The sequence below is a fragment of the Kitasatospora sp. NPDC001683 genome (assembly GCF_053596495.1).
In genome coordinates, this window is record NZ_JBSFGK010000001.1 from 179942 (window position 1) to 193115 (window position 13174).

General features: G+C 73.0%; 14 protein-coding genes. 9 read left to right on the forward strand and 5 right to left on the reverse strand.

Features of this window, described 5'->3' with window-relative positions; genetic code table 11:
• Positions 1-117: 117 nt before the first annotated feature.
• Both paaN and ACWCYO_RS00810 read right to left on the reverse strand, forming a co-directional pair.
• Positions 118-1818: a phenylacetic acid degradation protein PaaN gene (paaN, locus tag ACWCYO_RS00805; protein WP_270145617.1), complete on the reverse strand. Its 1701-nt coding sequence runs from the start codon at positions 1816-1818 to the stop codon at positions 118-120.
• A 170-nt stretch (positions 1819-1988) separates the two neighbouring features.
• Complete coding sequence (locus ACWCYO_RS00810) at positions 1989-3254, reverse strand: glycosyltransferase family protein (RefSeq protein WP_270145615.1); 1266 nt, start codon at positions 3252-3254, stop codon at positions 1989-1991.
• Between the two features lie 128 nt (positions 3255-3382).
• Between ACWCYO_RS00810 and ACWCYO_RS00815 the strand changes: the two genes are divergently transcribed.
• Positions 3383-3970 (forward strand): TetR/AcrR family transcriptional regulator, encoded by a 588-nt coding sequence (locus ACWCYO_RS00815; protein WP_270145614.1) that lies wholly within the window; start codon positions 3383-3385, stop codon positions 3968-3970.
• A 39-nt stretch (positions 3971-4009) separates the two neighbouring features.
• Here the strand turns inward: ACWCYO_RS00815 and ACWCYO_RS00820 are convergent, their stop codons facing one another.
• Positions 4010-4471, reverse strand: a complete 462-nt coding sequence (locus ACWCYO_RS00820) for an Lrp/AsnC family transcriptional regulator (RefSeq protein ID WP_270145612.1) — start codon at positions 4469-4471, stop codon at positions 4010-4012.
• A gap of 149 nt (positions 4472-4620) precedes the next feature.
• Between ACWCYO_RS00820 and pdhA the strand changes: the two genes are divergently transcribed.
• The 4 genes from pdhA to ACWCYO_RS00840 all read left to right on the forward strand — a co-directional run bounded on the left by pdhA (position 4621) and on the right by ACWCYO_RS00840 (position 9935).
• The gene (gene pdhA, locus ACWCYO_RS00825) at positions 4621-5760 is read left to right on the forward strand and encodes a pyruvate dehydrogenase (acetyl-transferring) E1 component subunit alpha (RefSeq protein WP_449782923.1); all 1140 of its coding nucleotides are present in this window, start codon (positions 4621-4623) and stop codon (positions 5758-5760) included.
• Positions 5760-6755 carry an alpha-ketoacid dehydrogenase subunit beta gene (locus ACWCYO_RS00830; protein ID WP_270145610.1) on the forward strand — a complete coding sequence of 332 codons (996 nt, stop codon included), beginning with the start codon at positions 5760-5762 and terminating at the stop codon, positions 6753-6755. The genes pdhA and ACWCYO_RS00830 overlap by 1 nt, the downstream gene beginning before the upstream one ends.
• Positions 6756-6760: 5 nt before the next feature.
• Positions 6761-8065 (forward strand): dihydrolipoamide acetyltransferase family protein, encoded by a 1305-nt coding sequence (locus ACWCYO_RS00835; RefSeq protein WP_449782936.1) that lies wholly within the window; start codon positions 6761-6763, stop codon positions 8063-8065.
• A 247-nt stretch (positions 8066-8312) separates the two neighbouring features.
• On the forward strand, positions 8313-9935 hold the full coding sequence (locus ACWCYO_RS00840; protein WP_449782924.1) for a globin domain-containing protein: 1623 nt from the start codon (positions 8313-8315) through the stop codon (positions 9933-9935).
• Here ACWCYO_RS00840 and ACWCYO_RS00845 read toward each other — a convergent pair whose 3' ends face one another.
• The gene (locus tag ACWCYO_RS00845) at positions 9936-10478 is read right to left on the reverse strand and encodes an NUDIX domain-containing protein (RefSeq protein ID WP_270145606.1); all 543 of its coding nucleotides are present in this window, start codon (positions 10476-10478) and stop codon (positions 9936-9938) included.
• A gap of 217 nt (positions 10479-10695) precedes the next feature.
• On the opposite strand from ACWCYO_RS00845, the gene ACWCYO_RS00850 reads away from it, so the two are divergent.
• Positions 10696-11085 carry an SsgA family sporulation/cell division regulator gene (locus ACWCYO_RS00850; protein WP_270151102.1) on the forward strand — a complete coding sequence of 130 codons (390 nt, stop codon included), beginning with the start codon at positions 10696-10698 and terminating at the stop codon, positions 11083-11085.
• Positions 11086-11178: 93 nt separating this feature from the next.
• On the opposite strand, the gene ACWCYO_RS00855 is transcribed toward ACWCYO_RS00850, so the two are convergent.
• Positions 11179-11559, reverse strand: a complete 381-nt coding sequence (locus ACWCYO_RS00855; RefSeq protein WP_270145604.1) for a phage holin family protein — start codon at positions 11557-11559, stop codon at positions 11179-11181.
• Between the two features lie 131 nt (positions 11560-11690).
• Here ACWCYO_RS00855 and ACWCYO_RS00860 point away from each other — a divergent pair, with 131 nt between their 5' ends.
• The 3 genes from ACWCYO_RS00860 (at position 11691) to ACWCYO_RS00870 (ending at position 13112) form a co-directional block, all read left to right on the forward strand.
• On the forward strand, positions 11691-12008 hold the full coding sequence (locus ACWCYO_RS00860; protein WP_270145602.1) for a cupin domain-containing protein: 318 nt from the start codon (positions 11691-11693) through the stop codon (positions 12006-12008).
• A 30-nt stretch (positions 12009-12038) separates the two neighbouring features.
• The gene (gene tenA, locus ACWCYO_RS00865; protein ID WP_449782925.1) at positions 12039-12707 is read left to right on the forward strand and encodes a thiaminase II; all 669 of its coding nucleotides are present in this window, start codon (positions 12039-12041) and stop codon (positions 12705-12707) included.
• Between the two features lie 204 nt (positions 12708-12911).
• Positions 12912-13112, forward strand: coding sequence for a DUF5326 family protein (locus ACWCYO_RS00870; protein WP_030278197.1), 201 nt, complete (start codon positions 12912-12914; stop codon positions 13110-13112).
• The last annotated feature ends 62 nt before the right edge of the window (positions 13113-13174 follow it).

The following is a 13174-nucleotide window of genomic DNA, read 5'->3' on the forward strand; positions in this document are numbered from 1 at the left end:
GGTTGGACGCCGTTCCCGGCGTTCTCCCAGCCTCCATCATCGCTGGCGCCTCCGGAGCTGTGAACCGCCGGTCCCCCGGTGGCCGATGACCACCGGGGGACCGATGCGGACGGGGGTTCAGCTGTGCCGGCGGATCTCCACGGTGCGGAACCGGTTGGCGACGAAGGCGCCGTCGCAATAGGCGGAGTTGGCGGCCGGGTTGGCGCCGGTGCCGTGCAGGTCGGAGAAGGCGGCGGTCTGGTTGGGGTAGACGCCGCCGGTGAGGTTGAGCGAGAGCGAGACGCCGGAGTCCAGCGCGGCCTCGACCAGCAGGGCCTCCACCTCGGGCGAGGTGGTGTAGCCGGAGGCCGTCATGGCGCCCTTCTCGCGGACCGTGGTGCGCAGCAACTCCACGGCGGCGGGGGTGGATTCTACGGCGACGGCGAAGGAGACCGGGCCGAAGCACTCGGTGCGGAAGACCGCGCGGTCGTCCGGCTTGTCGGCGTTGAGCTTGATCAGCGCCGGGGTGCGGACGGTCGCGCCGGGGAAGTCGGGTGAGACCACCGCGCGCGGGGCGAGGGCGAGTTCGCCGTACTCGCCGCTCGCCGCGGCCGCCGAGCGCTGCAGCACGCCCGGGTTGACCACGGCGCCGAGGATGGCGGCGGCGCGGGCGTCGTCGGAGAGCAGGCCCTCGATGGCGGCGCCGAGGTCGGCGACCACCTGGTCGAAGGACTTGTCGCCCTGGTCGGTGCTGATGCCGCCGCGCGGGATCAGCAGGTTCTGCGGGGTGGTGCACATCTGGCCGCTGTAGAGCGAGAGCGCGAAGGCCAGGTTGCCCAGCATGCCCTTGTAGTCGTCGGTGGAGTCGATCACCACCGCGTTGACGCCGGCCTTCTCGGTGTAGACCTGGGCCTGCTTGGCGTGCTCCTCCAGCCAGTCGCCGAAGGTGGTGGAACCGGTGTAGTCGATCATCTTGATCTCGGGGCGGACCGCGAGGGTCGCGGCGACCGTGCCGCCGTCGTGCTCGGCGGCCAGGCAGACCAGGTTGGCGTCGAAGCCGGCCTCGGTGAGCACCTCGCGGGCGATCGCGACGGTGAGCGCGAGCGGCAGCACGGCCCGCGGGTGCGGCTTGACCAGCACCGGGTTGCCGGTGGCCAGCGAGGCGAACAGGCCGGGGTAGCCGTTCCAGGTGGGGAAGGTGTTGCAGCCGATCAGCAGCGCGAGGCCGCGCGGGACGACGGTGAACTCCTTGGTCATCACCAGCGGTTCGCGCTTGCCCTGGGGCTTGGTCCAGCCGGCCTGCCGGGGCAGCCGGGTCTGCTCGGCGTAGGCGTAGGCGACGGCCTCCAGGCCGCGGTCCTGGGCGTGCGGGCCGCCGGCCTGGAAGGCCATGCCGTAGGCCTGGCCGGTGGTGTGCATGACGGCCTGGGCGAACTCGTGGGAGCGGGCGTTGATCCGGTGCAGGATCTCCAGGCAGACGGCGGCGCGCTCCAGCGGCGAGGCGGCGGCCCAGCCGGGCTGGGCGGCGCGCATCGCGGCGATCAGCGCGTCCGGGTCGGCGTGCGGGTAGGTGATGCCCAGCTCGATGCCGTACGGGGAGGCCTCGCCGCCGACCTGGTCGCCGTCGGTGGGGTGGCCGTCGAGGACGAAGGGCCGGCCGAGCAGGGCGTCGAAGGCGGCCTTGCCGTCCGCCGGGCCGTTCTCGCCGTAGGCCTTCGGGAACTCGGGGTAGGCGGACCAGTAGTCGCGCTTCGCGGCGGCGGCGAGCGCGGCGTCCAGGGTGGCCTGGTGGCGCTCGACCAGCTCGCTGACGAGGGGGTGGGTGACCGCTGCGGACATCTGTGCGCTCCTCAAGGGGGAGGACGGGACACGTCACAGAGTAACCGAACGATCGGTCGGCTCAAGAGGGTGCAGGGGACGGATTCCGGCGGGAAGGGAACGGAATCCGGCGGGAACGCGAAGGGGCGCGTCCTGGTCGGACGCGCCCCGGGGTTCTTCGTGCTGCCGGTCTACGGCACGCCGAGCTCGAAGATCACGTACCCGGCGTACCAGCCCGAGGCGATCGCGCCGGTGCCCAGCACGGTCGCCAGCACCGGCCAGCTGAGCTTGCGCATCCCCACCGCGAGCGCGATGAACAGCGGGAACGCCGGCAGCAGGTAGCGCGAGACGTTGCCGAAGATGCCCAGGCTCCCGAGCACCGAGACGATCGTGGCCAGCGTGTAGGCGGTCAGGACCAGCGGCGGGCGCAGCCGGACCAGCAGCACGATCAGCACCGGCAGGCTGAACACGATGAGGGTGGCCAGCAGGTCAGGCACCGGGAAGGCGAAGGGGTAGTCGTTGCGGCCCAGCAGCACGCCGCGGATCGCCTGCCAGGTGCCCTGGCCCCAGTCGAAGTAGTGCAGCCAGGCGTCGTGCTGGATGCGGAAGTAGCCGCCCCACTCGCCGGTCTTCCAGCCCACCCAGGCCACGTAGCCGAGCAGGCCGAGCGGGGCCGTCAGCAGCGCGGCCAGCGGGCGCAGCACCCCGCTCTCCCGCCGGTACAGCTCGACCAGCGCGGCCAGGCCGACGGCTCCGATCAGCGCCGCCGCGGTCGGCCGGTTGAGCCCGGCGACCAGGGTGATCGCCCCGGCCGCGACCCACTGCCTGGTCATCGTGAAGTAGCAGGCCCAGGCGGCCAGCGCGACGAACAGCGAGTCCGAGTAGACCGCCCACTCGGCGCCCGAACCCGGGGCGATCGCCCAGATCCCGGCCGCGATCACGCCCGCCCGGGGGCCGGACAGCTTGTCCACCACGGCGTAGATCCCGGCGGCGGCGAACAGCGAGGCCAGTACCGAGACGAGCATCCCGGCGCCGTACAGGCCGAGGCCGGTGACGTCCGAGGTCAGCCGCATCAGGCCCGGGTAGAGCGGGAAGAAGGCGGCCGAGTTCTGCTCGATGGTGAAGCCGGGCTGGCCGCCCGGGATCGGGACCAGCGCCGGGTGGTAGCCGAACTGGGCGACCTGCTGGTACCACCAGCCGTCCCAGCTGGCCAGGACGTCCCAGGGGTTGGCGCCGCCGCCGAACCGGGCCGGCTTCTTGGCGTAGTCGCCGGCGAAGGAGAGCAGCTTCATGAAGACGGCGAAGCCGATCAGCTTGAGCACCACGTAGCACCACACGGCCGGACCGAAGCGCACCACCAGGGTCCGGGCGCGCTCCTGCCAGGCGTGCGGGACGTCCGCCGGCTCCTCGCTGCGCTGCTCGGGCACGTCGGAGGAGACTGCCGGTATTGCGTTCATCAGCTGTGGACCCCAGCCTGCTGGACGTGGACGATCGTCCGCAGATTCTAGGGCCTGCCCCCTCCGGCAGGTGTGGACCAACCGGACCCGATCGAGTGGGCCGCAGGGTGCCCGGGGATACTCGGAGGATGGCCGATCACACCACGCGCACCGCCTACACCGTCGAGTCACTGCTCGCGGTGACCGTCGACGTGTTCAACGAGCGCGGTTACGACGGCACCTCGATGGAGGACCTCTCCCGGGCGGCCGGGATCTCCAAGTCCTCCATCTACCACCACGTCCGCGGCAAGGAGGAGCTGCTGCGACTGGCCGTCGGGCGGGCGCTGGACGGGCTGTTCGCGATCCTGGCCGAGCCGGCCGCGGTCCAGGGCCCGGCGGTGGAGCGGCTGGAGCACGTGGTGCGGCGCACCGCGGAGGTGCTGCTGGCGGAGCTGCCGTACGTGACGCTGCTGCTGCGGGTGCGCGGCAACACGGCCACCGAGCTGTGGGCGCTGGAGCGGCGGCGGGACTTCGACCACCAGGTGGCGGAGCTGGTGCGGGCGGCCGTCGCGGACGGGGCGCTGCGCGGGGACGTCGAGCCGCGGCTGGCCACCCGGCTGCTGTTCGGGATGATCAACTCGATCGTGGAGTGGTACCGGCCGGGGCTGAAGGCGGCGGACGGGGTCGCGGACGCCGTGGTGCACCTGGCCTTCGACGGGCTGCGGGCGCGCACCTGACGGCTCGCGCGTCCTGAGCGCCCTGGAGGCGAAGGGCGCCTAATCAGGGGGCACCTGGTCGGTCTCCTCGAACACCAGCATGGTTCGTGTGCCGAGCACCTGGGGGATGGACTGGATGCGGTTGAGCACCAGCTCCCGCAGGGCGTGGTTGTCGGCGGTGTGCACCAGCAGCAGGACGTCGAAGTCCCCGCCGACCAGGGCGATGTGGGCGACCCCGGGCAGCTCCAGCAGCTGCTCGCGCACGGTGCGCCAGGAGTTCTGGACGATCTTCAGGGTGATGTACGCGGACGCGCCCTGACCGGCCCGTTCGTGGTCCACCCTGGCAGTGAAGCCGCGGATGACGCCGTCCTCGACCATCCTGGAGATCCGGGCGTACGCGTTGGCCCGGGACACGTGCACCCGCTCGGCCACCGAGCGGATCGAGGCGCGACCGTCCTGCTGCAGCAGCCGCAGGATCGACCGGTCGACCCGGTCGAGTCTGGACACCTGTTCAGCCGACATGACCCCCCACCCTCACCGATTGGACGCACTGCCACCAGTCGACCGCCGAACGGGCCGAATGTCCACCACCTTGTCACGCTTCTGGTCAAGATGAACAGACGACCGAACAATCGGTAGGGAGCCCCCGCCACCCCTGGAGGTGCCCCGAGATGACCGTTCTCGACCACAGACACCGCACCGGCGTGCCGGGCTGGATGCCCGGAGCCACCGCCCCGCGCACCGATCCGGCGCCCCTCCTCCCGGACGTCTCCCCCGTCCGGGTGCTCGGCACCCCCGCGCTGGAGAAGCACGACCCGGCGCTGCTGCGCGAGCTCTACCGGCGACTCGTCGTCGGCCGGCGCTACAACCAGCAGGCCACCACCCTGACCAAGCAGGGCCGCCTCGCCGTCTACCCGGCCTCCACCGGGCAGGAGGCCTGCCAGGTCGCCGCCGCGCTGGTGCTCGGCGAGCGCGACTGGCTGTTCCCCAGCTACCGCGACACCCTCGCCGTGGTCTCCCGCGGCGTCGACCCGCTGGAGGCGCTGACCCTGCTGCGCGGCAACGCCCACACCGGCTACGACCCGCGCGCCAGCCGCACCGCCCCGCTCTGCACGCCGCTCGGCACCCAGGCCCCGCACGCCGTCGGACTGGCGCACGCCGCCCGGCTGCGCGGCGAGCCGGTGGTCGCGCTGGCCATGCTCGGCGACGGCGGCACCAGCGAGGGCGACTTCCACGAGGCGCTGAACTTCGCCGCCGTGCTCCGGGCCCCGGTGGTCTTCCTGGTGCAGAACAACGGCTACGCGATCTCCGTCCCGCTCAGCGCCCAGTCCGCCGCGCCCAGTCTGGCCCACAAGGCCGTCGGCTACGGCATGCCGGGCCGGCTGGTGGACGGCAACGACGCGCCCGCCCTGCACTCCGTGCTCACCGAGGCCGTCGAGCGGGCCCGGGCCGGCGAGGGCCCGACCCTGATCGAGGCGCTGACCTACCGGATCGAGGCCCACACCAACGCCGACGACGCCACCCGCTACCGCACCGAGCCCGAGGTGGACGCCTGGCGGGAGCACGACCCGATCCTGCTGATGGACCGCGCGCTGCGCGAACTCAACCTGCTGGACGACGAGTTGGTGCAGGACGCGGCGGACGAGGCGGAGGCGCTGGCGGCCCGGATGCGGGCCGAGTTCCACGCCGACCCGGAGCTCGACCCGATGACGCTGTTCGCCCACGTCTACGCCGAGCCCACCCCGCAACTGCGGGAGCAGGCCGCCCAGTTGTCCGCCGAGCTGGCCGCCGAGGCCGAGGTGCAGCACTGATGTCGACGGCAGTTTCCTCCCGTACCGCCTCCATGGCCCAGGCGCTCAACTCCGCCCTGCGGGACGCCATGCGCGAGGACCCGACGGTCCACGTGCTCGGCGAGGACGTCGGCGCGCTCGGCGGCGTCTTCCGGATCACCGACGGGCTCACCGCCGAGTTCGGCCCCGACCGCTGCCTGGACACCCCGCTCGCCGAGGCCGGCATCCTCGGCACCGCGATCGGCATGGCGATGTACGGGCTGCGCCCGGTGGTCGAGATGCAGTTCGACGCGTTCGCCTACCCGGCGCTGGAGCAGCTGTTCTCGCACGTCGCCAAGATGCGCAACCGCACGGCGGGCAAGCTTCCGCTGCCGATCACCGTGCGCATCCCGTACGGCGGCGGCATCGGCGGCGTCGAGCACCACAGCGACGCCTCCGAGGCGTACTACACCAGCACCCCCGGCCTGCACGTGGTCACCCCGGGGACGGTCGCCGACGCGTACGGGCTGCTGCGCGCCTCGATCGCCTCCGACGACCCGGTGGTCTTCCTGGAGCCCAAGCGGCTCTACTGGGGCAAGGCCGAGTTCGACCCGGCGGTACCGGTCGAGCCGATCGGCCGGGCCGTGCTGCGGCGCACCGGCACCTCCGCGGTGCTGATCACCTACGGCCCCTCGCTGCCGGTCTGCCTGGAGGCGGCCGAGGCGGCGAAGGCCGAGGGCTGGGACCTCGCGGTGCTGGACCTGCGCACCCTGGTGCCCTTCGACGACGAGACGGTCACCCGGGTGGTGCGCTCGATCGGCCGGGCCGTGGTGGTGCACGAGGCGAGCGGCTTCGGCGGCACCGGTGCGGAGATCGCCGCCCGGGTCACCGAGCGCTGCTTCCACCACCTGGCCGCACCCGTGCTGCGGGTCACCGGCTTCGACATCCCGTACCCGCCGCCGATGCTCGAGCACCACCACCTGCCCGGGGTGGACCGGATCCTGGACGCGGTCGCCCGGCTGCAGTGGGAGGACTGAGGATGATGCCCGTCGTACGGGAGTTCCGGCTGCCCGACCTCGGTGAGGGACTCACCGGGGCGGAGGTGGTGCGCTGGATGGTCGAGGTCGGCGAGGTGATCGCGGTCGACCAGCCGGTGGTGGAGGTGGAGACGGCCAAGGCCGTGGTGGAGGTGCCCTGCCCGTACGGCGGGGTGGTCACCGCGCGGTACGGCGAGGAGGGCGAGGAGATCGCCGTCGGCGCGCCGTTGGTGACGGTCGCGGTGGCCTCGGCGGGGGGCGGGGCGGAGGACGCTCCGGCTGGTTCGCCTGCTTCGCCTGGTTCGACTGCCGAGGTCGAGCGGCCGTTGGTGGGGTACGGGGTCGCCGAGAGCAGGGGTGCGCGGCGGCGTCGGGTGGGTGCACCGGCTGCGGCTGCGGCTCCTGCTCCTGTTGCTGCCGCTGTCGTTGCTCCGGCTGCTCCGGCCGTGGTGCCGGTGATCTCGCCGTTGGTGCGGCGGCTGGCCCGGGAGCAGGGGGTCGACCTGACCGCGGTCGCCGGCAGCGGGCCGGACGGGCTGATCATGCGGGCGGACGTCGAACGGGCGGTCGCGGCGAAGGTGGCCGCTCCGGCGGTCGCCGCGCCCGTGGCGGCCGCGGCGCAGGACGGCGTCGTCCCGCTTCGCGGGCTGCGCAAGGCGGTGGCCGAGAAGCTCAGTCGCAGCCACCGGGAGATCCCCGCCGCGACCTGCTGGGTGGATGCGGACGCCACCGAACTGATGGCGCTGCGGCGGCAGTTGAACGCCACGCCGGGGCCCAAGGTCAGTGTGCTGGCGCTGCTGGCCCGGATCTGCACGGTCGCGCTGGCCCGCTTCCCGGAGCTCAACTCCAGTGTGACCGAGGACGGTTCGGGCATCGTCCGGCACTCGGCGGTGCACCTGGGCTTCGCCGCGCAGGGCGAGCGTGGACTGGTCGTCCCGGTGGTCCGGGACGCGCACACCCGCAGCACCGAGCAACTCGGCGAGGAGCTGGGACGGTTGACCGAGTCGGCGCGCAGTGGCTCGCTCACCCCGGCCGAACTGACCGGCGGCACCTTCACGTTGAACAACTACGGGGTGTTCGGCGTGGACGGTTCCACCCCGATCCTCAACCACCCCGAGGCGGCGATGCTCGGGGTCGGCCGGATCGTGGCCAAACCCTGGGTGCACGGCGGGGAGTTGGCGGTGCGCGAGGTGACCCAGCTGTCGTTCACCTTCGACCACCGGGTCTGCGACGGCGGAACGGCGGGCGGATTCCTGCGGTTCGTGGCGGACTGCGTCGAGCAGCCGGGGATGCTGCTGCGGCAGCTCTGAACCCGCCGTAGCGGGCGGGCCGGTCTGAGCAGGGCGAGGTCGCCCTGGGTGTGCTGCTCGGCACTCAGGGCGACCACCGATCGAGTGAGAGTAGCGCGTTCCCGGGTCGGGTGTCCGGGCTTCGCGTGATTTGTCGGATGAGCTTTTCGGGCGTGCCACGCTGCCTAGGCGTCAGCAGAGACAAGCCAGGTGGTGGCGCAGGCCGGCCGGAGGCGAAACGATTCTCTTGGGTACTCGAAACGCAGCGGTGAAGTCCCGCAGAACACTTCTCATCCGCACCGGGCACGGCTCGGCGGGGGCCGCCGCCGTCCCGGGCCTGCCGGAGTTGCCGCCGGAGCCGGTGGCGGCCGAACCATTGGTGCCCGAGCCGGTGGCGGCCGAACCGGTGGCGGCCGAGGCGGAGCCGGTACGTCCGCCGATGCCGCTGGACCCGCCGGACCTGCCGCCGGGGCCGCCGGGCCTGCCGGACCTGCCGCCGGGACCGGCGCACGTGCGACCGGCGGTGCCGGTGATCCCGCCCCCGCCCGCCGAGCCGCCGGCCGTCCCCCCGCCCAGCTACCCGGAGCCGCCCTCGACCACCGGTACCGCACCCGCCTTCCAGCCCCTGTTCGCCGACGCCCCAGGCCTCAACTGGTCAGGGCCCGGTGACAGTTGGAGCGACGCCTGGGCGGCGGCGCAGCCGTCCGCCGCCCAACTCCCGGTCGCCGTCACGTCCCCCGCGGGAGCTGAACTCCCGCTCACCGCACGGGACATCGAGCTGATCCGGGCCAGCCTGGCCGTGGTCGAGCCGGTCGCGGACCGAGCCACCGCGCACTTCTACGCCCTGCTCTTCCTGCAGCACCCCGAGGTCCGCTCGCTCTTCCCCGCCGCCATGGACGTCCAGCGCGACCGGCTGTTCCGCGCCCTGCTGGCCGCCGCCCGCGGTGCCGAGGACCCGGCGGCACTGCGCACCCGGCTGAGCGAGCTCGGTCGCGGCCACCGCCGCTACGGCACCCTGACCGGCCACTACGCCCCGGTGGGGGAGTGCCTGGTGCAGGCGCTGGCCCGGTACGCGGGCGGCCGCTGGGACACCGGGACCGAACTGGCCTGGCGCCGCGCCTACCGGCTGATCTCCACCATCATGATCGAGGCCGCCGAGGAGGCCGCCCGCACCTCGCCGCCCTGGTGGCAGGGCGAGGTGCTCCGGCACGAGCGCCGCACCCGGGACGTCGCGGTCCTCACCGTCCGCCCGGACCAGGCCTACCCGTTCCGGGCCGGCCAGTACTGCAGCCTGGAGACGCCCTGGTGGCCGCGGGTCTGGCGGCACTACTCCTTCGCCTCCGCGCCCCGCCCGGACGGGCTGCTGACCTTCCACGTCAAGGCCGTTCCGGCGGGCTGGGTGAGCAACGCGCTGGTTCACCGCGCCGCCCCCGGGGACGTGCTGCGACTGGGCCCGGCCGCCGGTGCGATGACCGTCGACCACGCCGCCGGCACCGAACTGCTCTGCCTCGGCGGCGGCACCGGCATCGCGCCGATCCGCGCCCTGGTCGAGGAGGCGGCCGAGCACGGCGGCCCCGGCCGCAGTGTCGAGGTGTTCTACGGGGCCCGCCGCGCCGCCGAGTTGTACGAGCTGGACGCGCTGCGCGAGCTGTCCGCCCGCCTGCCCTGGCTGACCGTACGCCCGGCGCTGTCCGGCACCGGCCCGGCCGGGGGCGCGCTGACCGGCGAACTGCCGGAGGTGGTGGGCCGGTTCGGCCCGTGGGACGGCCGGGAGGCGGTGCTCAGCGGCCCACCCGCGATGGTGCGGCGCGGGGTCGGGGTGCTGCTGCGGGCGGGCCTGCCGGCCGAGCGGATCCGGCACGACCTGGTGGGCGAACTGGCCTCCAGGTGATCAGCCGAGATCGGGTGCGAGGAGCGCGCGGATGCCCTCGATGTTGGCCGCCAGGTACGCCCGCAGCCGGGGCGGGACGACGTTCACCGAGGTCACGCCCTCGCGGGTGAAGGGCAGCCGGACCACCTCGTACTCGCCGTTCGGGTCCGTCACCTCGGGCCCGTGCCGCCGGCTGAGGTCCATCGAGGCCAGCCGGCAGACGAAGAAGTGCTGCACCTTGACCCCGTGCGGGTGCAGCAGGGTGCCGTCGTCGTGGTGGGTGTGGCTGATGGTGTCGACGAAGGCGGGCACCACGTCCACGATCTTGCCGCCGAGCTCCTCGTCCACCTCGCGGTGCAGCGCCTCGACCACCGTGCGGTCGCCGCGCTCGACCCCGCCGCCCGGGGTGATCCAGTAGGGGTGCGGCGCCCCGGGCCGGACCCGCCGGATCAGCACGATCGAGGCCGGGCCGTACGGGTCGTCCGGGTCCAGCTCCAGCAGGATCGCCCGCGCGGTCCGTTTGACCACCGGGCGCGGTGGCGGGGTTCGGTTGTCGGGGCCCATGGCGACCTCCGGGGCTGGAGCGTTGTGCGGGAGTCTCCCGCGCCGGGCGGGGGTCGAAACCCAAACCCGGACGAGGGGGATCGAAGGTGGATCGCCTGCACAAGACCGTCGAAAACGTGTCCGGCCGCGACGGAAGCCTCATCCACACGCCGAGGCCGGGCAGAAGAGAGGTACTGGCGCCATGCAGCAGCACAGCACAGTCCGGGGGCACCTGGTGATGAACCTCGTGGTCGCGCCCGAGCTGTCCTTCGGCATCGTGGTGGACCTGGGGTACGAGCCCGGCGATCCGTACGCGGTCCGGTTCGCCTTCCACCTGCCCGGTGACGCCCCGGTCACCTGGGTCTTCGCGCGCGAGCTGCTGCTGGACGGCCTCAGCGGCCCGTCCGGCGAGGGCGACGTGCACATCCACCCGCTCGGCGGGGAGCCCTCCGAGGTCCGCATCGCGCTGCGCAACCCCCACGGGGACGCGCTGCTGCACGCCCCGGCCGCGCCGCTGGCCGCCTTCCTGGCGCGGACCGACCGGCTGGTGCCGATCGGGCAGGAGCACACCGGGCGGGAGCTGGACGCCCAGCTCGCGGAGATCCTCCGGGGCTGCGGCGCGGGGTAGCGGCCGGGGTACGGCGAAGGGGCCGGTACCCGGTGGACCGCCCGGGCACGGGCCCCTTTCGCGTCGTCGGGTGCGACGCCTCGCACGACCGGGTCAGTCGTCGTCCAGGGCCAGGTGCAGGCCCCAGGCGACCACGCTGATGATCAGTGAACCGACCAGCGCAGAAGTGAAGTTGACCACGTGGAAGTCCAACTGCAGCCTGGTCGACGCCCAGGAGGTGAGCAGCAGCATCAGGGCGTTGATCAAGAAGGTGATCAGGCCCAGCGTGAGGATGAACAGCGGGAACGAGAACAGCTTCACCACCGGCTTGATCAGCCAGTTGACGAGGCCGAAGACCACGGCGACGCCGAGCACCGTCAGGGCCTTGTGCTGCCAGTCGGCCTTGCCCTCGGCGAGTTGGATGCCGCTGACGATCCAGGCGGCGACCCAGATGGCCGCCGCGTTGATCAGTGTTTTGATGACGAAACCCTTCATGCCGCCCAAGCCTGGCAGGCGCCCCGCTCCGGGGGAAGCTGTTGGTGTTGAATGCCCCTGGCCCGGCCCCCGGTCCGCGAGGTGGACGGGGCGGGCGTGACGGACGGGACGGGCGGAGGAGGACGGCGGCGGTGAAGGTGTTCCGGCTGGACGAACTGGACGCCGAGCGGGCGGCCAACGACGGCGCGTACCTGCGGTTCCTGCGCGAACCGCGGATGTCCGCCGGGCTGTACGCGCTCTCCCCCGGCGACACCGACACCCAGACCGCGCACGACCAGGACGAGATCTACCAGGTGATCAGCGGCCGCGCCGAGCTGACCGTCGGCGCCGAGACCGCGACCGTCGGGCGCGGCAGCGTGGTGTACGTCCCGGCCGGCACCCCGCACCGGTTCCACCACATCACCGAGGAGCTGCGGGTGCTGGTGGTGTTCTCGCCGCCGGAGGACTGAGGGCCCGGGCGTGGGTCTAGGGTCGTTCGTATGACCCGTAGCCTCACCGACGAGCTCTGGGCGTCGATCGAGCCGATCTACGCCGAGATCCTCGCCCACCCGTTCATCGGCGGCCTCACCGACGGCACCCTGCCGCGCGAGGCCTTCCGCCACTTCGTCGTCCAGGACTCCCACTACCTGCGCGACTACGCCCGCGCGCTCGCCGTCTGCGCCGCCAAGGCGCCCGGCGAGGAGGACGTCCGGGCCTTCGCCGACGACGCGGTCGGCGCGCTCGCCGCCGAGCAGGGCATGCACGCCGAGTTCCTGACCGCCTTCGGCGGCACCGCCGAGGAGGCCGCCGCCGAGCCGGTGCTGCCGACCACCCGGGCCTACACCAGCTACCTGCTGGCCACCGTCTACGGCGGGTCCTTCGCCGAGGCGCTCGGCGCGGTGCTGCCCTGCTACTGGATCTACGCCCGGGTCGGCGAGGCGCTGCTCGCCCAGGGCTCCCCCGACCCGCTGTACGCCAAGTGGATCGCCACCTACGGCGACGAGGCCTTCCAGTCCGTGGTGCGCCGGGTGCTGGCGCTCACCGACCGGCTCGGCGAGGAGCTCTCGGCGGCCGAACGGCGCCGGGTGGTCGAGCACTTCGGGACCACCTCGCGCTACGAGTGGATGTTCTGGGACGCCGCCTGGCGCGGGGAGCGCTGGCCGGTCTGAGCCGGGGAGCGCCGGCCGGTCCGACCCGGTCCCCCGCCGTTTCTCGGGGGTCCTCCCGGGGGGTCGGATCGGGGTGATCTCGGGGTTCTCTCCGGGCCGTTGACCCTCGTTCCGCCGCTCGTGCCCCCGTACGATCGAAGCATCGAAAGCAAGCGGGATGCGGCACCGGACGGCAGCCGGCCCGAGGGGAGAAGAGGAACCGACATGGCTGAGCTCTGGAAGTCGCTGCCCTCCTGGGTGCGCAACATCGTCATCCCGGTGCTGGTCCTGGTGCTGGCCTGGAACGTCATCGCCTTCGTGTTCGGCGTGGTCGGCGCTCTGCTGAGCATCGTGATCAAGCTGCTGGTGGTCGTCGGCATCGCGGCCGCCGTGGTGATCCTGGTGAAGAAGGCCGCCAAGAGCTGACCGAGCTCCGCCGCCGTGCGGAGCACCTCCGGAGGCCCGGCACCCCGTCCGCGGGGGCCGGG